Origin of the sequence: Stenotrophomonas sp. SMYL20 (genome assembly GCF_036320045.1) — a bacterium.
In the GTDB taxonomy this organism is placed as follows: Bacteria; Pseudomonadota; Gammaproteobacteria; order Xanthomonadales; family Xanthomonadaceae; genus Stenotrophomonas; species Stenotrophomonas maltophilia_A.
Genome location: NZ_JAWIRT010000003.1, coordinates 119,844 through 144,635 on the forward strand (window position 1 = coordinate 119,844; position 24,792 = coordinate 144,635).

A 24,792-nucleotide genomic window follows, 5' to 3' on the forward strand; every position below is an offset into this window, starting at 1 on the left:
CCACGACATGCTCATTACCCTGCTCATCCTATTCACGGCCTCCTGCGTTCTGGCAGTGATCTACCCCTACCTCATCTACCCCACGGTGCTGGCTGCCTGGAAGGTTCGGCCCGTTCGCCAGGGCCCACCGGATTGCGGGGATGGTGCTGACTTCACCCTGCTGTTCTGCGCCTACAACGAAGCATCCGCCATGCCACAGAAGCTGGCCAATCTAAGGGAACTGCGCAAGCAGTACCCCGCGATGCAGTTCATGGCCTTCGACGATGGCTCTGCCGATGGGACCGCCGACCTGATCGAGCAAGGCGCGCCGTTCGTCACGCTGGTGCGCGGCGGCGGCAGGAACGGGAAGGCGCACGGCATGAAGCTGATGGCCGGCCAGGCAACATCCCGCTTCCTCATCTTTACTGACGCCAATGTGCTGCTGGATCTTCAGGCACCGCGCGCGCTCTTCGCATGCTATGCCGACCAAGAGGTTGGCGGCGTCTGCGGCGCCCTCCATTATCTTGGCGCAGATGGATCGGCAACTGCGGCTGTGGGCGGGCTCTATTGGCGGCTGGAAGAGAAGATCAAGGACCTCGAGTCCCGGAGCGGCAGCGTGATGGGCGCGGATGGCTCCATCTTCTCAATCCGCACGGCACTGTATCCGAGCTTTCCCGATACAGTACTCGACGATTTCACGGTCTCAATGGAAGTTGTCTTCAAGGGCTTGCGGTTGATCAAGTGCAACGATGTCGTTGCCTATGAGCAGCTTGTTTCGGTGCGCGCCGACGAATTTGCGCGCAAGGTGCGCATTTCCGCGCGCGCGTTTCACACCCACACCCTGCTGACCTCAAAGCGTCGCAATATGAAGTTCGACAACCGATTCCGCTACTTCTCGCACAAGACGCTGCGCTGGTTCGGCGGAGCCTTCCTGCTGGCCGGTACAGCGGCAGGCGTGGCTTCCCTCAGCCTGCTCTGGCCCGTGCTTGGGATGGTGAGCGTGCTCGCGCTCATCGCCGTGGCCATCGTAGGCACGAAGACGACCAGGGGCCCCCTCTCCTCACTTGTTGAGGTCGTGCTCGCCATGCTGGCCACGCTGCAGGGGGTGGCGCGCGCAGTACGAGGTCAGACATTCGCAGTGTGGAATCCGGCGAAGTCCCGTTGAAAGCGGGCAGCATGCCCAACGGGAAGATAGCGACGGTGCGAGAATTCCGCACTTGGGAGCTGCATAGACACAGGTTGCAGCACGGAAGCAACACGACTGAACACGATTTGTCGAGAAATTTCCAGGAGAAAGCATGAAAGCAGTCATCCTCGCGGGAGGATTGGGAACGCGTCTGGCCGAAGAGACGGCCGTGCGACCGAAGCCGATGGTTGAGATCGGCGGCCATCCGATCCTCTGGCACATCATGAAAATCTACTCGGCACATGGCATCAACGAGTTCATCGTATGCCTGGGATACAAGGGCTACTACGTTAAGGAGTTCTTCGCGAACTATGCCCTGCACAACTCCTCGATCACGGTCGACATTGCCAAACGCTCGTTGGAATTCAACGGCGATTCGCAACTTCCGCCTTGGAAGGTTCACCTCGTGGATACCGGCACCGAGTCGATGACCGGCGGCCGACTACGCCGCGTTCGCGAGTACCTCGACAAGGATGAGCCGTTCTGTATGACGTACGGTGATGGCGTTGCCGATATCGATATCACCTCGCTGCTGGCATTCCACAACGCCCATGGCAAAGCCGCCACGCTGACGTCGGTACGCCCGGCGGGCCGCTTTGGTGCCACGGTCATCCGGGACGGAAAGGTCACAGAGTTCACGGAAAAACCGGCCGGTGACGGTGCACAGATCAACGGCGGGTTCTTCGTGCTACACCCTCGCGTCATTGACCGGATCGCGGGTGACAGCACGATATGGGAACGCGAGCCGCTGGAAGGGTTGGCACGCGATAGCCAGCTGGCCGCCTTCGAACACAAGGGCTTCTGGCAGCCCATGGACACACTCCGGGACAAACAGTCTCTGGAAGCGCTTTGGGACGCCGGCAAGGCCCCATGGAAGATCTGGGACTAAGCATATGCCGAACCGTGTTTTTTGGAGCAAGCAACGCGTATTTCTCACCGGGCACACTGGCTTCAAGGGCAGTTGGACCGCGCTCTGGTTGGCCCGCATGGGCGCCAAAGTGCACGGCTACTCATTGGCGCCCGAAACCACTCCCAATCTTCATGACCTGATCGGCAACGCCACGGGCATGACCTCCACCATCGGCGACATCCGCAACCCTCTCGCGCTCCAGCAAGCGGTGGATGCCTGCGATCCGACCGTGGCGATCCATATGGCAGCTCAGCCCTTGGTACGTCGCTCCTATCGGGAGCCAGCAGAAACCTATGACGTCAATGTCATGGGTACGCTGCACGTGCTGAACGCGCTTCGCCGCGCACCTCATCTGCGCGCGATCCTCGTCGTCACCACGGACAAGGTCTATATGAATGACGACTCGGGCCGCCCGTTCATTGAAACCGATCCACTGGGCGGTCACGACCCTTACTCCAGCTCCAAGGCAGCGTGTGAGGAACTTGTCTCCTGCTACCGGCAGAGCTATTTCGAAGATGCCGGGATCCGCTTGGCCACGGCGCGTGCCGGCAACGTGGTAGGCGGCGGCGACTGGTCAGAGGATCGCCTGATTCCCGACATCTGGCGCGCCATGCTCGCCGGACAGCCGGTGACCTTGCGCAACCCCGGCAGCACTCGGCCATGGCAGCATGTCCTGGACCCTGTGTCCGGCTACCTTGATTATGTCGAGGCACTGGCATCGGACGCTGCCGCGGCGCTCCCCAATGCGCTGAACCTTGCGCCCGCGACAGATTCGCCCATGAATGTTCAGGCGGTCACTGAGACGCTCGGAAAGGCACTTGGCATGCACGAAACATGGCGCCTGGACGAAGGTGACAATCCGGTCGAAATGAAGATGTTGACTCTGGACGCCTCGTTGGCCACCCGCGTGCTCGGCTGGTATCCACGCCTGACCGGGCGCCAAGCCGTCGAATGGTCTGCTGACTGGTACATCCAACAACACCAAGGGCAGGATGCCACCGCCCTCACCCTTGCCCAGATCTCTGAGTACGAAAGACTGGCGACGCGCTGAGCGCGCCTCCGGAAAGGAAACGACACCATGAAGTTCACCCTCGCCCCGCTGGATGGCGTGTACCTGATCGATCTGGAGCCCCGCAGCGATGATCGTGGCTTCTTCTCGCGCCTCTTCTGTCAAGACGAGTTCGCCGAGCATGGATTGGAGACGAACTTTCTGCAGTTCAACACCTCGTTCACCCGGGCACGCCACACCCTGCGCGGTCTCCACTATCAGCTCGGCGATTCTGCCGAGGTGAAAGTCGTCAAATGCACGGCCGGCAGCCTGTACGACGTCGTGCTTGATCTACGCCCTGACTCACCCAGCTTCGGCAAATGGTTCGGCGCAGAACTAAGCGCGGAGAACCGCCGGATGATGTACGTGCCTCGCGGCTGCGCCCACGGCTTCATGTCCCTCACCGACGACGTTGAAATGCTCTATTTCGTCAGTGCGGCATACGACGGCCAGAACGAGCGCTGTGTCCGCTGGAATGATCCGCGTTTCGATGTGGAGTTCCCGCACACGCCGCTCTCGATCTCCGAGAAAGACGCCAGTGCTCCAGACTTCGACCCGGCATGGCACCTGAACACTGCCGTCACCAACACCCCATTCCCGCGGAGCTGAAATGCGAATCCTGCTCACCGGCGCCAGCGGCCTGATCGGACAGGCCGTGCACAAGAATCTCTCCCATGACAACGAGGTAGTCACCCTCGGCCGCAGCGCAAGCGCGGACGTACGCCTCGACCTAGCAGACGTAGACGGCCTGAACTCAGTGACCCTGCCACCGGCTGATGCCCTGGTCCACTGCGCCGGCATCGTCGACGAAGACTTCCGCGAAGATCCCCTCCGTGCTGCCAGAATGGCCCTGTTTGGGGCTGGCGCCCTCGCGCGCCAAGCCGTCGCTGCGGGCGCCACACGTCTTGCCTACATTTCCTCAGCGCATGTGTACGGTCCGATGCTGGGCCACATGGATGAGCGCTCACCGCCTAATCCGGTCTCGGACTATGCGATCTCGCACTACGCCACCGAACAGGTCTTCCGACGGTACGCACAGGGTCCAGTGACTTCTGCTGCGTTCCGGCCATGCGCCGTGTTCGGCACCCTGAGTGATCTTGATGCATTCCGTCGATGGACGCTGATCCCCTTCTCCTTCCCTCGCGAAGCGGTGATCGATCGTCGCATCGTCATCCGCTCGACCGGACAGCAGCGGCGCAACTTCGTGGGTACCGACGACATCGCGGACAGCGTACGACACTGGCTGGATGCCACAGCTTCGGGCTGGCAGGTGATCAACCCCGTTGGCGAAACCTCCTGCACGGTGTTCGAATTCGCCCAGCGCTGTGCTGCCATCTCCGACGAACTGACTACAGGTACCTGCATCGTTGAGCGCCAGCAGCCGTATGAGCCGCAGGCCGGGGCCGACTTTGAATACGCTTCCACCCTGCAATCGAACGCTACTCCTCAGTCCATTGATGACTTCGCCCGCGGATTGATGAGCCAGTTGCTACTCAAGGCCGTGCCATGAAGCCGCGCCTGACCATCGGCCTTATCATCTACAACGGTGTGGACATTGCACGCCGCTGTATCGACAGCCTCATCTCGCAGACCTACACGGACTTCGTCCTTCTTATCCATGACAATGGATCGACCGACGGTACCAGCGAGATTTGCGCCGAGTACGCCGCACGTGATCCTCGCGTGCGACATGTGCGACACCCCCAAACCATTCCGCAGAGCGATAACTTCCGCGGTGTACTGATGTCTGCGGACAGCGAGTACTACATGTGGGCAGCGGACGACGACATCTGGTCGCCGCAGTTCGCCGAGCGGTGTATCGCCCAGCTCGACGTCAACCCCGATGCGGTGGCGTGCTGCACCGAGGTGAACTTCCGTTACCCCGATGGCGACGTGCGCCGCGCACGCGGCACGTTTCCCATCGTCGGCACTCCCGACGAGCGGGTGCGCACCTACCTGCACAATCCGCGCGACAGCGCCCGGCTTTACGGCGTGTACCGAACCAAGGCTCTCCAGGCTAGCTATCCTGCCGGATTGAACATGTTTGGCTATGACTGGTTGGTGGTCTGCCTGAGCATGCTTCACGGCCACCACTTGCAGGTTGACGGCGTGCAGCTGCTCCGCAGCGGGCATGCCCCCGGGAAGTACTTCGAGCGCTATGACCGTCATTTCGTCCGCGAAACTGGGCTGGTTGGACGCCTGTCCTGGTTCCTCCCGCTATTGCCTCTCTCGAAGGCCTTGAAGGCGCACCTTCCCCACAGCGCATGGAGGGCTTCACGACTTCGTGTTGCGCGACTCAATCTAATCCAGTTTCTATTGTTGTTGAAATGGAAGTGGAAGGGGGCTAGCAGCCTGTTTGCACTTGCCAAGGTAGTGGACAAGGCGATCCAGGGTGGCCGGTAATGTCTAAAATTGAGCACCCACCAATCGCGCACCTTGCATCACTGGACTCTTGGCGCGGAGTATGTGCGCTCTTGGTAGCCGTGCATCATTTCGTGTTGTTTTCGGTTAATGAATTCAACTATCACACAATTGAATCGTTCTTCCTCTTTGTTGATTTTTTCTTCGTCTTAAGCGGCTTTGTAATTTCACTAAATTATTCGACGAGAATTAAATCGACTACAGACCTCGCAGATTTTATCGTACGCCGCTTTGCTCGGGTCTGGCCTCTGCATGCAATTGTGATGACGGGCTTCGTCTGCGCATACATTGTGATTCGCGCAATGGGGACAGAGTCACCATACACCATCGGCGCGAGTAGCACGACCTATTTGCCGATAAAGTTTCCTCTAGTGCTGGCACTCTTTAACTCTTTTGGTGCTTTTTCTGGCGGATGGAATCTTCCCAGCTGGAGTATCAGCGCAGAATTCGCTGCGTACCTTGTATTTGCTAGCTGCATGCTTTCCAAATATCGCTACCCCCTGATTTGCGCTTTTACCCTATTAGGTGCCTATTACGTATTCGTCGTGAGCGAAACGCATATCAACTTGACCGCAAACTTCGGTGTATTCAGGTGCCTCTATGGGTTTGGCGTCGGCGTTGGCGCGCACCATCTCTATGCGCATGCCAAGCAAAGGGGCTCACTCAGTGCCGCATCAAATACAAGCACTGAAATTATTGCACTAATTGCACTCATTGTATTTCTTCATGCATCAGTAACTCCGTCTGGAGAGGCTACGCCCACCTCAGCATTTGCGCCAATTCTCTTTTCAGCCATCGTAATTGCATACTCTGGGCAGCGCGGGGCAATCGGACGCCTCCTAAGATTGAAGCCATTCCTCAAGATCGGACAGTGGTCTTACTCCATCTATATCACCCACTGGCTGATACTAATCAGCATGGCCGCAGCTTCCAATGCGCTTCATCCAGCCTACAAACAGGTCGAACTCTGGGGTGGTATCTATTGGAAGTGGGACCTATCCTCCCCCACAGCCTTTCTCATCGCCCTCGCAATCTACCTCGCAGCTCTATTATCACTTTCCTCAATCACCTATGCCGCGATTGAGGATCCTTGCCGAAAGGCTGCATCCAATTACCTGAAACGCAGAGAAACAGCGAATGGGGACGCAACCACTGTCAGCCCGCAGTGATCAATACCAGCGCCCCCTGCATTGACCGCAACCTAAGTAGTTCACGTGAGCACTTCCAATTGAATCTCAGAAGAAACTCCCTCTTCTCAGCTGCAGAGGTCCTGATCGGAGGCATTGGGTTATTCCTGATCTACCGAAGCGTCGTCGCTGAGCTTGGCATCGCCATGCTTGGCGTCTGGTCGATTGTGCTTGCCACAACGGCATTCGGGCGGGTAGCCGATGTCGGCATCTCCGCTGGCCTATCCAGGTTCATTGCCGCTGCACGTGGGCGCCAGGAGCATAGCAAGGTCTCGCTCTACTTCTGGACAGCGCTTTCCACCATCGCCATTCTCATGGCCGTCATCGCCGTTCTCGGGTGGCTGCCATTGAATGCCGCGCTGGGTTTTGCCCTGAGCGGCGTAGAGCTGACCGCGGCCCAGCAACTGCTGCCTTGGGCGTTGTTCACATTCTGGCTGCTCAACATCAATGCTGGGCTGGCGGCAACACTGCTCGGCATTCAACGATCAGACCTGCGCGCCGTTTCCTCCATTGGAGGCATGATCATCCAGGTGGTCGCGTCCTATCTTCTGGTCAAGTCACACGGATTGCTCGGGCTTGCCTGGGCCCAGGCTGCGCAGTACCTCTTTGCCATTGCGGCTTCGTCGATATTTGCGCACAGATCACGCGCCATCCTGGGTCCTCCCCGCTTCTCAGCCTTGGTCTTGAAGGAGTTGTTCGGCTTTGGCGCAAAGCTGCAGATCGGTACGATCGCAAACCTTCTGTTTGAACCCCTCTCCAAGCTGGTCCTTGGAGCGGTAGCCGGCCCCTCGTCTGTCGGCATCTTCGAAATGGCATATCGAATGGTCTATCAGATCCGGACGGTCGCGATCATGGCACTCCAGAACCTCGTGCCAGCCTTTGCCGAGCTCTCACAGCGTGATTCCACAGCAAGCAACGCCCTCTTCAACAAAAGCAATCGCGTTGCCGCCCTCGCGGGGGGAGGGCTGATGATCGCGGCCATTAGCGTAGCGCCATTGGTCTCAGTTCTATGGCTGAAAACATACTCAAGCGAGTTCGTGTTACTGGTCGCGATGATCTCGGTCTGCTGGCTGATCAACATCCTCTGTGCGCCATCCTACTTTTGGGGAATAGCGCACGGCACCGTCAATGCAAACATCGGCGGACAGCTTCTCACCGGCATCCTATCTCCTGCGCTGGCTTATCTTCTTGGCAATCAGTACGGCCCAACTGCGACGGTAGCTGGCATCCTCGTCGGCAAGGCGATCGGTGACATGCTGCCTGCCATATTCAATCGGCCGGCTACCGCCTGGTCGAGTGCCGGCGTCGCACAGCCATGGAATCTGCTGGCCCTGGTCGCGACCATTCTTTCAGCCACCCTCGCACATCATCTCTGGGGAAGAATGGCAGGTGATTTTTTCTCATCGCACAATATCCTCAACTTGATTCCTTCATGATGAACCACGTCTACGCAACGCCCAAAGCGCATGGAAGCTTCAGCCGCTCGACAGTGGGATTGGCTCTGCTGGTCGCGTTCTTCGTCGGCGCACACCTCAGGCTCTCCATCTACAGCGGCGGCAGCGTACTGATTCCTCAGTACATCTGCCTAGCGGCCGGCGCTGCGCTTGTAGCGCTGTATCACAGGACGCTTCTTAAGACGCTGCCGCTGATGCTTCTACTTGCAGCGGCCCTGGTGCTCGCCCCCATTCTGAACAGTGTTTTCCTGTCCACCTCCGCGTTATTTGAGTCGTACAAGGGCGGCATTCAATTACTGATATCGATGACGCTCATGCTCGCTGTTGCCGTGCTAGTAACCACTGTTGAACCAGCACGACTTGCCAGCCTTTCCACCCGCCTCTGGCTGTTCTTTGTGCTGCTTGCACTTCTTGAATTCGTCGCCATGCGCGACGTATTCGAAGCCATTAGTCAAGCGATCTACTCCGCATCTGGCCGTGGCCTGTACACAGGCGTGGAGCGCGATCAACTCATGTATGGCCAGATCCGGCCCAAGGTCATGGCCACCGAGCCCTCGTTCCTGGCCACCACCTTGCTCTGCCTGTGTACCATGGCGATCCTCAGCATGCGCTCAGCAGGCAAGCCGCACACGGTGAGGAATGGCCTGCTCATGCTCACGGTAACTTACCTGGTCTGCCCCAGCATGATCATCGTGTTCTTCATGGCCGCCATCGCGACGTGGATGTACTGGCCGCGCACAAAAAAGGGGCGTGCATTGGTCCTATTCCTTCTCGGCGGTGCATTAGTTTCGACGCTGATCGCGCAGTCGTACATGACCCAGCTCGCCGCCCTCAGCAAATTGGTGCTCGGTGATCACGGGGCCACCGGCAGCTTCTTCGGGCGCATTGCCGTGGGACCAAGCGTTGGCATGGATGTTATTGAGCGCTATCCATTGCTGGGTGTAGGTGTCGGTAATGCGGAGGCCGCGCGCCCCATCATCGACAACAACTGGCTCAATAAGGGGGCTTTCGCGCTGTTCCCATGGTTTGCAGATCCAACTTTGCGGGCGAACGATCTGATGTCAAACGGATTCTGGTGGCAGTGGATCTACCTGGGAGCAGCTGGAGGCCTCCTATTCATAGCCTTGACCAAAGCACTGCTGCGCAGAATCGGTGTGGAACTACCGTTCCGGGCGATTGTGTGTGCGTGGATTGTCTGGTATGCCGGCGCGGCATTCGTTGATCCGATTTCCTGGTTCGCGCTAGCCATATTCTGTATTCCTCCACGCACAAATTCCGAATATAGAACCCAGCTCTCGGACAATGATCGCGCTCCTATCGTGCCCGGAGCCATGCATGCGCGATAATTCCCGCACTCCGCATGCCCGGTTGGGCCTCGGATGCAGCCGACTCGGGTCGGTGAATGGCGTAGGCGGTCCAGATGCCACCCGTCTGCTTGCAGTCGCTTTGGACGAAGGCTATCGGTTCTTTGATACATCCAACATCTATGGTCAGGGAGATAGCGAGCGACTGATAGGCAACGTTATCGGTAACCGCAGTGACTGCGTGGTGTGCACCAAGGGGGGCAAGTACTTGCCCTTCTCCAAACGTATTCTAGTACCGGCAAAAGGCCTGATCCGGCTTGTCGCGCGACGATCCAACACAGCACGAAACGGCGTCAGCAGTCTGCGTAGTCAGCCGCTGCCCACGCGCTGGGACGCTGACTTCATTTCCAAGGCAATCGACGAAAGTCTGCGTCGACTGCGACGTGACGCAATCGATATCTACCTGTTGCACAGCCCGCAGGTAAGCGCGCTGCGCGACGGAGAAGCCATCCAGTCGCTGCACAACGCCCAGCAAGCCGGCAAGATTCATGTTATTGGCGTATCGGTCGATGACGTCGGCACAGCTATGGCGGCGCTGGCGGATCCGCGAGTAGGCGCCTTGCAGCTTCCGCTCCATCCTAATGCCAACGATTACGATCAGGTGTTGGCACAGGCCTTCCAGCAGGACGTGAAGATCATCGCGCGTGAAGTTCTGGGTGGTCAAAGCGGGATAGCCGTCGCACAGGATCCCTCGGCATTCGCCGCGGCACGCATCCAGGTCCTGCAAGATGATCCTCGTATCGCCACTGTCTTGGTAGGCACTACCAAGATCTCCAATATGAAGGTCGCTGCGCGGGCTGCTGGCTTGACCGCGAGCACACCTACCCGACCGCAACGCGGAAGCTGAAACGTGAACATTGCAATCGTGGGCTGTGGATTTGTCTTCGACATCTACATGCGGACCATCAAGGCTCATCCGGAGCTGGCCATCGTAGGCGTCTTCGATCTCAAGGCCGATCGGATGGATCGCGTGTGTGCCTACTATGGCCTTGAGCGCTATACCTCGCTGGACGCCCTGATGGAGGACGTCCGAGTGGACATCGTGGTGAACCTGACCAATATCGGCGCGCATTTCGACGTGAGCCGCCGGGCATTGATGGCGGGAAAGCACGTTTACAGTGAAAAACCCATAACCCGGGATCTGCGTGAGACCCAGGAACTGTTCGCCATCGCCGCGACCAAAGGCGTTCGCATGTACGGCGCGCCCTGCAACATCTACAGCGACTCGGTAAGGACGCTGTTCAAGGCAGTCGGCGACGGCACCATCGGGAAACCGCTTCTGGTGTACGCCGAGCTGGATGACAACCCCATCCACCTGATGGAGTTTGAGAAGGTAAGGAGTCCTACGGGCGCACCGTGGCCGCTTGAGGAGGAGATCCTTGAAGGCTGTACCTTTGAGCATGTGGGCTACCACCTTGTTTGGATCTGTGGCTTGCTGGGCCCAGCAACGGCGGTTACCGCCTACTCCAATGAGCTGATCGAGACCAAGTCAGCAGCCATGCCTGGCCGCTCTGGGACGCCGGACTATTCTGTTGCTTGCCTGACGTTCGCCAATGGCGCGTCGGCGCGGATCACCTGTAGCGTGGTGGCACCCCGCGACCATCGCATGCGCGTGATCGGCACCGAAGGAGAGGTATCGACCGACAGCTACCGCCAGTACCGTTCCCCGGTCCACTTGGAGCGTTACTCCAAAGGCAGCCTGAGCGCGCGGAAGTTGCAGGTGCTGCGCAACAGCCGCCTGCTCGCCAGGCTGTTCGGCATCGGCGGACGCCGGATGCGACTGGTACGGAACTGGAAGTCCGTCGCGGTGGAAAAGGACCAATCGGTGCGTTCTTCCCTACGAACACGCGTCAAGGAATGGGTCCGGCGCAAGGAAGTTTACGCGCAGGATAAATTCGTCGGCATTGCAGAGATGGCGCGCGAGATAAGAAGCGGCCAACCGCAGTATCTTTCACCCGACTTCATAACCCATCTGAATGAACTGACGCTGCTGATCCAGGGCGCAGGTCCCGAGGGCTTGGCGACGCGCCCTACCACAACGTTCGCGCCGCTTGGCCCACTACCAGGGACGCAGGACTACGGGACCCGGTATCTGAAGCGCCTACACCCCACTCTGCTGGAGCGGATCGCATCCCGATGAAAAACGGGGCGCCGATGACATTCTATCGGCGCTCTCCAAGGACGGATGCAACTGGACGACTACTTTGGAAATCAATCTACGAATTTTGCAAGCCGCATCGCGGCTTGATGCGAAGATGCTTGGATATCATCTCAAGCGCGTGCTTCGCAACGTCCTTGCCCGGAAGTTTCCGAATGCCTACGCGCGACGCCTTGAGCGGCTCAGTACGCGTGTGCCAGCTATCGCCTCCCGCAGCACCGAAGCAACTGGAACAACCGTGGCGTTCGTTTCCCGATTCTATCGGGACGAATATCTGGACGATATGGATGAAGTGGCTCGTGGGCACTTCAACTTCTTTGGTCAATCCATGGATTTCGGCAACATCGGAGCGATCAATTGGCACCACACCATTCCCGTCGAGAAAGATCTTCATCTCTGGAGGATGAAGCTGGCGCACTTGGGATTCATCTGTCCCATGCTGGTTTCCGGCACAGTCACGCATCATCAGGCCGTCGAAGCGATCCTGGCTCGCTTCAATGCCAGCAGCAGCTTCGCGGTGAGCGGATGCTTCAGTTCTTACTGGTTCCCGTACAGCGCGTCGCACCGGATACTCAGCGTACTCAGTGGCTACCTTGTCGCACGCCAGGAGCGTACGCTCGCGCCTTCACTGGTCGCCGCCATTGAAGCGTTTCTCCGTCGCGATGTCGCCTTCGTGCTGGACACCATCGAGCATGAGCTCAAGAACAATCACGTCGAACGCAATCTGGCAGCGCTGTGTCTGTACTACAGCCACGCAGAAGAGGTTCCGACGTCGATCGCGGCGCGCCTGAACCGCGACGTGCATCGGATCATTCTGGATTGCGTCCTCGAAGATGGACTGCTTTCCGAGCGCTCGGCCATGTACCAGGGCTTGACCGTCATGGCCTTGCGCGTATTCCGGGACACCCGGTTCCTCGGTGCCACCACGCGCGAACTTGCCTGCGAGCGCCTCGCATTGGCCGAGCGTGCTTGGGCGGTGATGTCTCATCCGGATGGCGAAATTGCACTGTTCAACGACAGTTGGTTCGGCGAAGTTCCTCCGGTCGCTGCATTGATCGAGCCCCCGTCACTGCAGCCACTTGAAGTGTTGCCCCATGCCGGTTATGCCCGCCTGCAGGATGAAACCTGCTTTGTCCTGTTTGATGCCGGCGCGATTGGCCCGTATTGGAATCCCGGTCACGGGCACGCCGACTTCCTAGCGGTGGAGATCGACCTGCACGGCAAAAGATTCATTGTGGATCCGGGCACTTACCAGTACTCCACGGGCGAGCGCAGACGCTTCGAGCGCTCGGCGGGCAGCCACAATGGCCCTGGCTGGCACGAGGTCGAACCGGTCGAGTACAGCGGCTGCTTCAAGGTGGGCCGGATGAGCAAGGCGCAGCTGAGCGAGTGTGGCCCGCTCGCAGGTGGACATCGCGTATCCGGGGCATTGAATCTCAAGAATGGCAGCGCAGATCGCAGTGTCATGCTTATAGACGGTTGCCTGCATGTGAGCGACCGATGGCACGGGGATATTCCCCGACCGCGCACCAACCTGTTAGTCAGCGCCGATTGGCACGTGGTCTCGCGCAAAGAGAACCATCTGCAGTTCGCCCAAGCTGGGATCATCGTCGATCTGATAATCCGCAATGGCTACGTGGCGGATCTCCGCGCTTCATCTTGGGCCAGCCACTACCTTCAGGATCGGCAGGGATGGTTGATCACGCTGGAGCCCTCCGATACAGCCGAACTGGACTGGGAAGTAAGTAGTCCAATTCCGCCCCCCATTTGCACCAAGGAATAGCACGATGTCGTCCGTCCGTAAGCGCATTCTCATCCTCAGCCGTCTCTTCCCATACGCACCGGCGCGCGGAGGCGACATGAGCTATTCCAAGGGGCTGGCCACCTCGTTTGCCCACGTTGCGGACGTGACCGCAGTGGTTGCCACCAATGGCGTGCAACCCGATGGTCCGGTCGACAAAGACGGGGTTCGCTGGATCATCGCAGGCGCTCCGCGCAAGGGACGCATGGGGTCGGTCGCCACCCGTCTGCCTAACATTGCTTGGCGCGGACAGACCACTGCTTACACGAGGGCCGTAGCACTGGCCCTTCGGGAAGAGTGGGACGTAATCGTCATCGATCACATCGGCTCCTACCATGTACTACCCCAAGTACTGGCGTACCGCGCCCGTCGTCCGGCAACGCGCATCTCCTACATTTCACATGAGCACGAAGCCTCCGTTCGCGTGGAGAAATACGCAGCGTATGGTGGCAACCCGCTGCTGCGCCTTGCCCTGAAGCTGGATGGCATCAAGGTGGGTAAGGCCGAGCTTGACCTGGTGCGATCGGCGGACCTTCTGTCTCTGATCAATCCAGACGATGCTGCACTCTACAAGGCCCAGTTACCAAGTGTGCAGTACGTCACCCTGACCCCGGGCTACCAGGGCAATAGCACGATCCAACGCCGGATCGATGCATCGGTGCCTCGACGCGTCGTCTTATTGGGCGGGCGTGAATCCCGTCAGAAACAGGTGATCCTGGAGCGCTGGCTGGAACATGCAGCACCCGTTTTTCATCGCGCAGGCGTCGAGATGGCCGTGGTTGGACCGATCGACGATGCGCTCGGCGACACGTTGTCCGGCCGCTACCCGACCGTGCGGTTCATGGGCTTTGTCGATGATATTGACGCATTCCTTGCTACCTGCCGTGCAAGTGTGGTCGCCGACTTCCTCGGCGGCGGATTCAAGGTGCGCCTGCTGACCTACGTCTTCAATCGCCTGCCAATTTTTGCCATGAAAGGCGCCGTTTCTGGCTTGGGAGTGAACGCGCCCAGCGCATTCGTCGAATTCAACGACCTTGCGACGCTGGCGCAGGGGGTTTGCGAACGCATTGATGATTTTGACTACCTCAACAGCCTGCAGAACAATGCTTATGAGGGTACGCGGGAACGCTTCGATTGGACCGATCGTGGCGTGCGCTTTCTGAAGGCCCTGGACGCAGGCCAGTGACTGCACAGTTGACGACGGTGGCGCAGGGTTCCGGGCGCAATCAGGGCATTGAGCTGGCACGCGTTCTGGCCGCGTTCGCTATTATCTGGTACCACTCGAAGGCACCGGGAAGCGAGATCAGCTACAGCGGTCTCTCGGTGTTCCTCATGCTCACCATGCTGTTCGAGGCGGGCAGCAATTGGTCACGACCGGTCCGGATTGCAAAGCTGGCGCGCCGTCTGCTGATTCCGTGGGCATTCTGGTTCCTAGTGTTTGGTGCCATCAACCTTGCACGCCATAAACCCTTGATGCCGCTGGATTACAGCGGCGGCTGGGTCGCCGGAGTTCTCGCTGGCAGCAGCATCCATCTCTGGTACATCCCGTTCATCTTTGCCCTGATCGTGATACTGGCGCTGATAAAGCGATTTGTTGATCGCCAGATGCTGTTCTGGCTGGTAGTGATGGCGACTGTCGTGAATCTGGCAACGGTCTGGCAATGGGAACCCTGGTCGCGTCAGGTCGGCTACCCCTTGGCTCAGTGGACGCAGGCTTCCACGGCCGTGCTGATCGGGCTGTTGATCGGCCTACACCGAAGCACCCGATGGGGTGCGCATGCACTTGCTGTTGCACTGTTGATGGTAGCCGCGACATGGGTGCTCTCTTCTTTGCCTGGCGTGGCACTGCCACACTTGATTGCCGCCTTGGTACTGCTGGCCGCGCTGCGTTGGGGACACAGGATCCCCACATTGACCGTGATGCAGACGCTGGCCAATGCGACGTTCGGTATCTACCTGTGCCACCCGATTTTCCTCGGGGCGGCCAAACAGCTTCCAATCCATGTGACGCTCCGGGTCACCATAGCTTTCGTGGCGTCGGCCTTTTTCGTAGTCGGCTACCAGCGCCTAAGGGCGCGACTGAAGCAACCGACGTTACCCGTCGCCTGACCTTTGTGATGCTCCATTCACCCTACGACGTGTCGCACTTGGAGTTTGTTCCTTGAGTACTTCCAGCATCCTCATCTGCGGCGGCGCCGGCTACATCGGCAGCCACATGGCCCAGTACCTGGCCGAAGCCGGCCACGCCGTAACCGTGCTCGACAACCTGTCCACCGGCCACCGCGACGCGGTCTGCTGGGGCGAACTGCTGGAAGCCGACCTGCTGGATCCCGAAGCGCTCGAACGTGCTCTCCATGGTCGCCAGTTCGATGCCGTGATGCACTTCGCTGCCCGCTCGCTGGTCGGTGAGTCCGTTGCGGATCCTTATGCCTACTACGACAACAACGTCACTGGCACACTGAACCTGCTGGCCGCCATGCGGCGCCACGACATCGATCGCATCGTGTTCTCCTCCACCGCTGCGGTATTCGGCAATCCACTGTCGGACGTGATCGATGAGGACCACCCCAAGGCGCCCATCAACCCTTACGGCGCCAGCAAGCTGATGGCAGAGCGGATTCTCGCTGACGCAGCCACAGCCTACGGCCTGCGTTCAACCTGCCTGCGCTACTTCAATGCCGCAGGCGCCCTGCCCGACCAGGGCATTGGCGAGGCCCATGCCTGCGAAACCCACCTGATTCCCAATGTCCTGCGTGCCGCATTGGGCATCGGCAACGCCATGAAAGTGTTCGGCAATGACTACCCAACACCCGATGGCACCTGCGTGCGCGACTATGTACACGTGCAGGATCTGGCCCAAGCCCACGCGCTGGCACTTGAGTACATGGAGCACACGCCCGGTGCGCACGCCTTCAATCTGGGCAATGGGCAGGGTTTCTCCGTCCATGAGGTGATTGCAGCCGCGGCAGCGGTCAGCGGACGCGAAATTCCGTTTGAGATGGCGGAACGCCGCCCGGGCGATCCGGCCAGCCTGGTGGCGTCTTCTGCCCGCGCTCGCGAGATCCTGGGTTGGCAGCCGCGCTGGACCGAGTTGGCGCCAATCATCGCCAGTGCCTGGCAGTGGCATCGCTATCCTCCCGCGTGGTCGCCGCAGCCGGCCATTCCTGACACCGCGCGCAGCTTGGACGAAGCCCTGCCTGCCTGAACAGGCACTCCGCATTGGGATGGCCTATCGGTGCGGTTTCACCCCGCACCGCACCAAAGCCCAGCAACCTCCCTCTGCTACCATCGGCGGTTCTGTTCATCGCGTCCCCCACCTGCCCGCGATGGCGCCAAACAACGTAACGAAACACAGGAGTCTGCATGTCTTCCGAGCTGCTCAAGTCCCTTGGCCTGGACGCGATCAACGCTGGCACGTACCTGGGCAACGGGGAGTGGTCGAGCGCGACCAGCGGTGAGCTGATCACCCCGGTCAACCCGACCACCGGTGAGCCGATCGCGCAGGTCCGCGCGACCACCGAGGCCGAGTACGAGACCGTCGTCGCTCGCGCCCAGGAAGCTTTCAAGGTCTGGCGCACCACGCCGGCTCCGCGCCGCGGTGAAGCCGTGCGCCTGTGCGGTGAAGCGCTGCGCAAGCACAAGGACGCCCTGGGCTCGCTGGTTGCGCTGGAAATGGGCAAGAGCAAGCCCGAAGGCGACGGCGAAGTGCAGGAGATGATCGACATCGCCGATTTCGCCGTGGGCCAGAGCCGCATGCTGTACGGCTACACCATGCATTCCGAGCGCCCCGGCCACCGCATGTACGAGCAGTACCACCCACTGGGCCTGGTCGGCATCATCTCGGCCTTCAACTTCCCGGTCGCGGTGTGGAGCTGGAACTCGTTCCTGGCCGCCATCTGCGGCGACGTGTGCATCTGGAAGCCGTCCAACAAGACGCCGCTGACCGCCATCGCCTCGCTGAAGATCTGCAACGACGCCCTGCGCGAAGCCGGCTTCCCGGACATCTTCTTCCTGATCAACGATGCCGGCACTGCGCTGTCGGAGAAGATGGTCGATGACCGCCGCGTGCCGCTGATCAGCTTCACCGGCTCGACCCAGGTTGGCCGCACCGTCAATGAGAAGGTCGCCCGCCGCCTGGGCCGCTGCCTGCTGGAGCTGGGTGGCAACAACGCCATCATCCTGGACGAAACCGCCGACCTGAAGCTGGCCGTGCCGGGCATCGTGTTCGGCGCCGTCGGTACCGCCGGCCAGCGCTGCACCACCACCCGCCGCCTGATCGTGCACCGCTCGATCTATGCCGACGTGCTGGCCACGCTGGTCAAGGCCTACAAGCAGGTCGAAGGCAAGATCGGCGACCCGACCGATGCCGCCAACCTGATGGGCCCGCTGAACAGCGATGGCGCCGTGCAGCAGTTCCTCGATGCCATCGCCCAGGCCAAGGCGGCCGGCGGCACCATCGAAACCGGCGGCACCCGCATCGACCGCGCTGGCAACTTCGTGCTGCCGGCGATCGTCTCGGGCCTGAAAAACAGCGACGCCGTGGTCCAGCACGAAACCTTCGCGCCGATCCTGTACGTGATGCCGTACGACAGCATCGACGAAGCCATCGACATGCAGAACGGCGTGCCGCAGGGCCTGTCGTCCTCGATCTTCACCCAGAACCTGAAGACCGCCGAGAAGTTCCTGTCGGCGGCCGGCAGCGACTGCGGCATCGCCAACATCAACATCGGCACGTCCGGTGCGGAGATCGGCGGCGCATTCGGTGGCGAGAAGGACACCGGCGGTGGTCGCGAGTCCGGCTCGGATGCATGGAAGGTCTACATGCGCCGCCAGACCAACACCATCAACTACTCGGATTCGCTGCCGCTGGCCCAGGGCATCAAGTTCGACCTGTAACGCTATCTGTAGTGCCGGGCCATGCTCGGCAGGATGCGCCATGAACACCGCAGGAAATGCAGCCGAGCATGGCTCGGCTCTTCAGGCTGGCAAGCCGGTGATTGATTTCACCGGCCGCTGCGTGCTGATCGCCGGCGGCAGCAAGGGCATTGGCCGTGAAATGGCGCTGGCGTTTGCCGGCGCCGGTGCGCAGGTCTCGGTCTGCGCCCGCGGCCAAGCCGGCCTGGATGCCCTGCGCGCCGATGCACAGGCACAGGGTTTCGAACTGCACACGTTTTCCGCCGATCTGGCCGACCCAGGCCAGATCCAGGCCTGGCTGCAGGCCGCCGCCGATGCACTCGGTGGCATCGATGTGCTGGTCAACAACGCCACCGGCTACGGCATGGCCGACGACGAGGACGGCTGGGCCGCCAGCCTGCAGGTCGACTTGATGGCGGCCGTGCGTGCATCGCGCCTGGCCCTGCCCTGGCTGCGCAAATCCAGCGACGCCTGCATCCTCAATCTGTCTTCGATCGCCGCGCAGCAGCCGCGTCCCGGTGGTGCGCCCTACGCCGCCGCCAAGGCCGCGCTGTCGCACTACACCACCTCGCAGGCCCTCGCGCTGGCCAAGGACCGGATTCGGGTCAATGCCATCGCACCGGGCTCGATCGAGTTCGATGACGGCCTCTGGGACCGCCGCCGCACCGAAGACCCGGCGCTGTACCACGGCACGCTGGCGAAGATTCCGTTCGGCCGCTTCGGCCACCCGCGTGAGATTGCCGATGCCGCCCTGTTCCTGTGCTCGCCGCTGTCGCGCTGGATCACCGGCCATGTGCTCAACGTGGATGGTGGCCAGGTGTTGATGGGCTGACACCGGCACGCCGGTAGTTGCCAACCTTGGTTGGCATGCCTTTCGTCGACCAAGGTCGACGTCTACCACAGCTGGAATGCCTTTCGTCGACCAAGGTCGACGCCTACCGTGGCTGAAATGCCTTTCGTCTGCCAAGGTCGACGCCTGCCATCGCATCCGCCGGGCATGGGATTGCCCGGGCAGAGGCACTATCATGTGCACACTGCCAAGGAGGACCCCGATGAGCGTGGCACCCCGACAGACAAGCGCCCTGGCCGTGGTCAGCCTGGTCATGGGCATCGCCAGCTGGACCGTCCTGCCCTTCGTGGCCAGCATCGTGGCCATCATCACCGGCCACATGGCCCGCGCCGAGATCCGCCGCCGCCCGCATGAACTGGAAGGCGATGGCCTGGCCGTCACCGGTCTGGTACTGGGCTGGGTGATGGTCGGCGCGGTGATCGCCGCCATCCTGGTCTTCATCCTGTTCTTCGGCGGCCTGGCCTGGCTCGCCGCGATGTCGAACTGACTGCCATGACCGCCTCCGACAGCACTGAACGCTTCAGCAGCCGCGTCGCCGATTACGTCCGCTACCGGCCCGATTACCCACCCGCGCTGCTGGAATGGCTGCACGGCCCGATGGGCGTCAGCCGCGAGGCGCTGGTCGCCGACATCGGCGCCGGTACCGGTATTTCCAGCCGCCAGTTCCTGGCCAGCGGCCATCCGGTAGTCGCGGTTGAACCCAATGCCGCCATGCGGGGCGCGGCCGAGCAATGGCTGGCACCGCAGTACCCGCAGTTCCGCGCGGTCGACGGCCGCGCCGAGGCCACCACACTGGACGACGCCAGCATCGATCTGGTCAGTGTCGCGCAGGCCTTCCACTGGTTCGACACCGTGGCGGTGCGCGCCGAGTGGCAGCGCATCCTGCGCCCGGGTGGCCTGGTACTGATCTACTGGAATTCGCGCCTGCTCGATGCCAGTCCGTTCCTGGTCGGCTACGAACAGCTGCTGCTGGATTACGGCACCGACTACTCCGCCGTGGCCGAGCGCTACCAGGACGATGCCACCATGCAGGCCTGGTTCGGCCCCGGCCTGCGCGGCATGGTCGAGCTGCCGAACGTGCAGCACCTGGACTTCGACGCCCTGCGCGGGCGCCTGCTGTCCTCCTCCTATGCCCCGCAAGCCGGTCATCCGCGTCACGCGCCGATGATCGACGCTCTGCAGGACCTGTTCGCCGCCCACGCGGTCGACGGCCAGGTTGCTTTTGAATATCGAACCCGAGCCTTCCTCGGCACGCTGGACTGAACCGACGCATGTATTCGCTTGCCCGCCCCTTCCTGTTCTCGCTCGACGCCGAGCGCGCCCACGGCCTTGGCCTGTCCGCACTGGACCTGGCCTACCGCACCGGCACCACGCCGCTGCTGGCCGCACGCATCGCGCCGATGCCCAGCACGGTGTTCGGGTTGACCTTCCCCAATCCGGTCGGCCTGGCCGCCGGCCTGGACAAGAATGGCGAGCACATCGATGCGCTGTTCGCGCTGGGTTTCGGCTTCGTCGAAATCGGCACCATCACGCCGCGCCCGCAGGCCGGCAATCCGCAGCCGCGCCTGTTCCGCCTGCCGGAACACAACGCGATCATCAACCGCATGGGCTTCAACAATGCGGGCGTGGACGCGCTGGTGCGCAACGTCGAGCGCGCGCGCAACCGCCGCGGCCTGCTCGGCATCAACATCGGCAAGAACAAGGACACCCCGAACGAACAGGCCGTGGACGATTACATCGCCTGCCTGGACAAGGTGTACCCGCTGGCCGACTACATCACCGTCAACATCTCCTCGCCCAACACCGCCGGCCTGCGTGAACTGCAGGAAGAAACCGCGCTGCGCCAGCTGGTCAGCCAGTTGCGCGACCGCCAGGAAGATCTCGCGGCCCGCCACGGTCGCCGCGTGCCGATGCTGGTCAAGGTGGCGCCCGATCTGAGCGAGCGCGACATCGATGCCGCTGCCCGCGTGCTGGGCGAACTGCAGGTGGACGGCGTGATCGCCACCAACACCACCATCGACCACAGCAAGGTGGCCGGCGACCCGCTGGCCAACGAGGCCGGCGGCCTGTCCGGCGCGCCGGTGCTGGAGCAGTCCACCCTGGTACTGCGCCGCCTGCGTTCGCGCCTGCCCGAGTCGGTGCCGCTGATCGGTGTTGGCGGCATCCTGTCCGGTGCCGACGCCGTGGCCAAGATGGCTGCTGGTGCGGCGCTGGTGCAGTGCTACAGCGGCCTGATCTTCCGCGGCCCGGCCCTCGTCTCCGAATGCGTGGAGGCGATCCGTCGCCGCCGCGAAGCGCCGAGCCGCGGCGCGGTGGCCCCATTGTGAGCGCGCCCATGGATACCGTCGACGGCAACGCCCCGCTGCGCTGGACGCTCACCCGCAATGCGCCGCTGCAGGCCCTGAACACCTTCCATGTGCAGGCCAGCGCCGCTCAGCTGCTGGAACTGCACGATCCCACGCTGCTGCCGGAAGTGCTGGCATTGCCCGAAGTGGCCAGCGGCCCGCTGCTGGTGCTGGGTGCCGGCAGCAACGTGCTGATCGCCGAGGACCTGCCGGGCACCGTGCTGGTGTTCGGCAACCGTGACATCAGCTTCCTCGAGCATCGCGCCGACCATGCCGTGATCCGCGCCGGTGCCGGTGTGCCGTGGCACGGCCTGGTGATGTGGTCGCTGCAGGAAGGCCTGTCCGGCCTGGAAAACCTGGCCCTGATTCCCGGCACCGCCGGTGCCGCGCCGATCCAGAACATCGGCGCCTACGGCGCGCAGGTCGGCGAGTTCATCCAGGCCGTCGAAGCCTGGGACTGCCAGGAGCAGGCCTGGGTGCGGCTGGACAACGAACAGTGTGGCTTCGCCTACCGCGACAGCGTGTTCAAGCAGCAGATGGACCGCTACCTGATCACCGCCATCGAACTGAAGCTGCCACTGCTGCATGACCTGCGCATGGACTACGCCGGCATCCGCGAGGAACTGCAGGCGCAGGGTGTGGAATTGCCCAGTGCGGTGGACGTGGCCAATGCGGTGATCGCGATCCGCCGCCGCAAGCTGCCCGACCCGGATGTACTGGGCAACGCCGGCAGCTTCTTCAAGAACCCGGTGCTGCCGCTGGAACAGGTCGACGTACTGCTGCAGCACTTCCCCGAGCTGCCGGTGTTCCCGTCCGACCAGGACGGCAAGCGCAAGGTCTCGGCGGCATGGATGATCGAGTCCTGCGGCTGGAAGGGCTTCCGCGAAGGCGATGCTGGCGTGGCGCCGAGCCACGCACTGGTGCTGGTCAACCACGGCAACGCCACCGGCGCTGAACTGCTGGCGCTGGCGCGACGCATCTCTGCTTCCGTGCTGGAGAAGTTCGGCGTGCCAATCGAACCGGAGCCCCGCCTGCTCGGCGCACAGTGGTGAACACCCCCGCCCTCTCCCCCAGCGCCACCCCGATGCGGGCGGCGCTGCTGATGCTCGGCAGCACGATGGCATTCGGCCTGATGGCCGTGGCGATCCGCTATGCCACGCGCTACGTGCCCACCCAGGAAGTGGCGTTCTTCCGCAACGCCTTCGGCCTGCTGGCGTTGCTGCCGATGCTGCTGCGGCCAGGCCACGCGCCGCTGAAAACCCAGCAGCTGCCGCGCTACTTCGTGCGCAGTGCGATCGGCCTGGGTTCGATGCTGTGCGCCTTCTGGGCATTGGGCCATCTGCCGTTGGCGCAGGCGGTCTCGCTTTCGTACTCCACCCCTCTGTTCGTCACCATTGCCGCCGTGCTGTGGCTGGGTGAAACCGTGCGCGTGCGTCGCTGGGCGGCGGTGGTGGTCGGTTTCATCGGCGTGTTGGTGATCGTCCGCCCCGGTACCGCGGGCTTCACTGCGGGCAGCCTGGTGGCGGTGGGTGCGGCCGTGCTCAGTTCGCTGGTGGCGATCCAGATCAAGCAGCTGACCCGCATCGACAGCGCCGACACCGTGGTGCTCTATACCTACGTGTTCTGGGTGCCGCTGTCGCTGATCCCGGCAGTGTTCGTCTGGGTCTGGCCGACCGGCGTGGCGTGGCTGTGGCTGCTGGCCACCGGCGTGCTCGGCACCATCGGCCAGCTGCTGTGGACGCGTGCGCTGCGCCTGGGTGAAGTCTCGGCACTGACCCCGATCAGCTTCCTGCAGCTGCCGCTGGTCACGTTGTGCGGCTGGCTGCTGTTCAACGAAACGGTGGACCGCTGGACGATCATCGGTGCCGGCATCATCCTCGCCGCCAACGCCTACATCGCCCATCGCGAGGCCGTGCTGTCGCGCCGCGCCGCAAGCGCAGCGGCCTCGGCGGCAGCCAAGCCCGCCGAGTAGATCCGCACCCTGCGCAGACACCGGGGAACCCTGTAGAGTCGAGCCATGCTCGACTCATCGCGCGAAGCGCGACGGTTCACCCATGGCAGGTGACGTGCATTTACAACGCGCGATACACCCGCTCCGCCGCATCGAACACATTGCCCGGCGCGAACTGCTCGCCCAGGTAATGTAGCGACTGTCGGCGCAGTTGCGGCGAACGCTCCTCGCCATCGCTGCCCAGCAGCACCTGCTGGAACTCGATCAGGTCCTGCAGGATGCGCCAGTGCCGGTACCAGGCGATCCAGCGCGGATCGCCGCGGTCGCTGCCGTAGCCGTCCTCGAAGCCCAGCGGATTCTCGCGCCCCCAGCGCCCGCCAACCGCCGCACCGATGAACATCAGGTCGCGCTCGCGCGGTGCCAGCGACAGGCCATCCCAATCAATCAGGTGCAGGCCCCCGTCATTGCCCATCAGCAGGTTGCCGGCATGCAGATCGGTGTGGCACAGGTGCAGGTCTACCGGCACGTCCTGCAAGGCCGCGAGCAGTTCCCGTGCCTGTGCATGCAGCGCTGTGATGCGCGCGTGCTGCTGGTCCCATACCGAAACGAATGCGCGGCCCAGCCCGTCCTTCGCGGCCGCCAGGCCCTCGCCGGCCAGCCATTGCCCAACGGTCTCCAGCGCCGCCGTTTCAAGCCGCACGATCGGCAACGCCTGCTGCAGTTCCGGTGGCAGCTGCGCGCCGTGCAGGCGCCGCAGCACCTGACCCAGCCGTTTCCACTGCGTGCGGCTCAACGCTGCCTCGAACCCGGACTGGCCTTCCACGTAAGGGAACAGGGTGAACTGCAATCCCCAGCGCTGCACCGACGCACCACCGGTCAGTGCCGGCCACGGCGCGACGATCTCATCGATACCCAACGTGCCGCGCATCCAGTGCAGGCTGTCCCACACCGATGGGTCGACCTGGTAGGTGCGGCATTTCAACCACCACTGCCCGTGCCGCGCATCGACGCGATACACGCTGGCATTGGCGTCGGCGCCCACCGGGCGTGGCACCACGGCGGTCGGGGTGATGCCATAGGATTGTTGCAGGACTTCGCCGAGATGCTGCGCCGAAGCGAATGACATGGATGCAAGCGGAAAGTGTTACCTGCCGCCACTATCGCAGATGCGCTCGCCACGACACAGACATGTCCGTCACAACATCGCGTCGGCACGACCAGAGA

Annotated in this window: 23 protein-coding genes; 22 read left to right on the top strand and 1 reads right to left on the bottom strand. The window is 61.9% G+C overall.

Features of this window, described 5'->3' with window-relative positions:
* The first annotated feature begins 7 nt into the window (after positions 1-7).
* The 22 genes from V3B48_RS03365 to V3B48_RS03470 all read left to right on the top strand — a co-directional run bounded on the left by V3B48_RS03365 (position 8) and on the right by V3B48_RS03470 (position 23,589).
* Positions 8-1,144: a glycosyltransferase gene (locus tag V3B48_RS03365; RefSeq protein ID WP_329893173.1), complete on the top strand. Its 1,137-nt coding sequence runs from the start codon at positions 8-10 to the stop codon at positions 1,142-1,144.
* A gap of 133 nt (positions 1,145-1,277) precedes the next feature.
* A complete protein-coding gene (gene rfbF, locus V3B48_RS03370; protein ID WP_329893174.1) occupies positions 1,278-2,054 on the top strand; it encodes a glucose-1-phosphate cytidylyltransferase in 777 nt (258 codons plus the stop codon).
* Between the two features lie 4 nt (positions 2,055-2,058).
* Positions 2,059-3,126, top strand: coding sequence for a CDP-glucose 4,6-dehydratase (gene rfbG, locus V3B48_RS03375; protein ID WP_329893175.1), 1,068 nt, complete (start codon positions 2,059-2,061; stop codon positions 3,124-3,126).
* Positions 3,127-3,153: 27 nt separating this feature from the next.
* Positions 3,154-3,732 (top strand): dTDP-4-dehydrorhamnose 3,5-epimerase, encoded by a 579-nt coding sequence (gene rfbC, locus V3B48_RS03380; protein ID WP_125892883.1) that lies wholly within the window; start codon positions 3,154-3,156, stop codon positions 3,730-3,732.
* 1 nt (position 3,733) lies between these two features.
* Entirely contained in the window at positions 3,734-4,633 is a 900-nt protein-coding gene (locus V3B48_RS03385; RefSeq protein ID WP_329893176.1) for an NAD(P)-dependent oxidoreductase, read from the top strand.
* Positions 4,630-5,526, top strand: coding sequence for a glycosyltransferase family A protein (locus V3B48_RS03390; RefSeq protein ID WP_329893177.1), 897 nt, complete (start codon positions 4,630-4,632; stop codon positions 5,524-5,526). The genes V3B48_RS03385 and V3B48_RS03390 overlap by 4 nt, the downstream gene beginning before the upstream one ends.
* A complete protein-coding gene (locus V3B48_RS03395) occupies positions 5,526-6,713 on the top strand; it encodes an acyltransferase (protein ID WP_329893178.1) in 1,188 nt (395 codons plus the stop codon). The genes V3B48_RS03390 and V3B48_RS03395 overlap by 1 nt, the downstream gene beginning before the upstream one ends.
* Entirely contained in the window at positions 6,710-8,167 is a 1,458-nt protein-coding gene (locus V3B48_RS03400) for an oligosaccharide flippase family protein (protein ID WP_329893179.1), read from the top strand. The genes V3B48_RS03395 and V3B48_RS03400 overlap by 4 nt, the downstream gene beginning before the upstream one ends.
* Entirely contained in the window at positions 8,167-9,531 is a 1,365-nt protein-coding gene (locus tag V3B48_RS03405) for a hypothetical protein (RefSeq protein ID WP_329893180.1), read from the top strand. The genes V3B48_RS03400 and V3B48_RS03405 overlap by 1 nt, the downstream gene beginning before the upstream one ends.
* A complete protein-coding gene (locus V3B48_RS03410) occupies positions 9,521-10,396 on the top strand; it encodes an aldo/keto reductase (RefSeq protein WP_329893181.1) in 876 nt (291 codons plus the stop codon). The genes V3B48_RS03405 and V3B48_RS03410 overlap by 11 nt, the downstream gene beginning before the upstream one ends.
* 3 nt (positions 10,397-10,399) lie before the next feature.
* The gene (locus V3B48_RS03415) at positions 10,400-11,689 is read left to right on the top strand and encodes a Gfo/Idh/MocA family oxidoreductase (protein WP_329893182.1); all 1,290 of its coding nucleotides are present in this window, start codon (positions 10,400-10,402) and stop codon (positions 11,687-11,689) included.
* 64 nt (positions 11,690-11,753) lie between these two features.
* A complete protein-coding gene (locus V3B48_RS03420) occupies positions 11,754-13,490 on the top strand; it encodes a heparinase II/III-family protein (protein WP_329893183.1) in 1,737 nt (578 codons plus the stop codon).
* A gap of 76 nt (positions 13,491-13,566) precedes the next feature.
* Complete coding sequence (locus V3B48_RS03425; RefSeq protein ID WP_329893184.1) at positions 13,567-14,694, top strand: glycosyltransferase; 1,128 nt, start codon at positions 13,567-13,569, stop codon at positions 14,692-14,694.
* Positions 14,691-15,617, top strand: coding sequence for an acyltransferase family protein (locus V3B48_RS03430; RefSeq protein WP_329893185.1), 927 nt, complete (start codon positions 14,691-14,693; stop codon positions 15,615-15,617). The genes V3B48_RS03425 and V3B48_RS03430 overlap by 4 nt, the downstream gene beginning before the upstream one ends.
* A gap of 52 nt (positions 15,618-15,669) precedes the next feature.
* Complete coding sequence (gene galE / locus V3B48_RS03435) at positions 15,670-16,713, top strand: UDP-glucose 4-epimerase GalE (RefSeq protein ID WP_329893186.1); 1,044 nt, start codon at positions 15,670-15,672, stop codon at positions 16,711-16,713.
* Positions 16,714-16,871: 158 nt separating this feature from the next.
* Entirely contained in the window at positions 16,872-18,404 is a 1,533-nt protein-coding gene (locus tag V3B48_RS03440) for an aldehyde dehydrogenase family protein (protein ID WP_049398541.1), read from the top strand.
* A gap of 40 nt (positions 18,405-18,444) precedes the next feature.
* Positions 18,445-19,254: an SDR family NAD(P)-dependent oxidoreductase gene (locus V3B48_RS03445; RefSeq protein ID WP_329893187.1), complete on the top strand. Its 810-nt coding sequence runs from the start codon at positions 18,445-18,447 to the stop codon at positions 19,252-19,254.
* A 220-nt stretch (positions 19,255-19,474) separates the two neighbouring features.
* Positions 19,475-19,759, top strand: coding sequence for a DUF4190 domain-containing protein (locus V3B48_RS03450; RefSeq protein ID WP_010484694.1), 285 nt, complete (start codon positions 19,475-19,477; stop codon positions 19,757-19,759).
* A 5-nt stretch (positions 19,760-19,764) separates the two neighbouring features.
* Positions 19,765-20,535, top strand: a complete 771-nt coding sequence (locus V3B48_RS03455; RefSeq protein ID WP_329893188.1) for a class I SAM-dependent methyltransferase — start codon at positions 19,765-19,767, stop codon at positions 20,533-20,535.
* A gap of 8 nt (positions 20,536-20,543) precedes the next feature.
* The gene (locus V3B48_RS03460) at positions 20,544-21,599 is read left to right on the top strand and encodes a quinone-dependent dihydroorotate dehydrogenase (protein ID WP_032127499.1); all 1,056 of its coding nucleotides are present in this window, start codon (positions 20,544-20,546) and stop codon (positions 21,597-21,599) included.
* An 8-nt stretch (positions 21,600-21,607) separates the two neighbouring features.
* Positions 21,608-22,669 (top strand): UDP-N-acetylmuramate dehydrogenase, encoded by a 1,062-nt coding sequence (gene murB / locus V3B48_RS03465; protein ID WP_107431775.1) that lies wholly within the window; start codon positions 21,608-21,610, stop codon positions 22,667-22,669.
* A gap of 32 nt (positions 22,670-22,701) precedes the next feature.
* Positions 22,702-23,589 carry a DMT family transporter gene (locus tag V3B48_RS03470; RefSeq protein WP_121503117.1) on the top strand — a complete coding sequence of 296 codons (888 nt, stop codon included), beginning with the start codon at positions 22,702-22,704 and terminating at the stop codon, positions 23,587-23,589.
* A 100-nt stretch (positions 23,590-23,689) separates the two neighbouring features.
* On the opposite strand, the gene V3B48_RS03475 is transcribed toward V3B48_RS03470, so the two are convergent.
* Positions 23,690-24,694: an aminoglycoside phosphotransferase family protein gene (locus V3B48_RS03475; protein ID WP_071228920.1), complete on the bottom strand. Its 1,005-nt coding sequence runs from the start codon at positions 24,692-24,694 to the stop codon at positions 23,690-23,692.
* Positions 24,695-24,792: the final 98 nt, after the last annotated feature.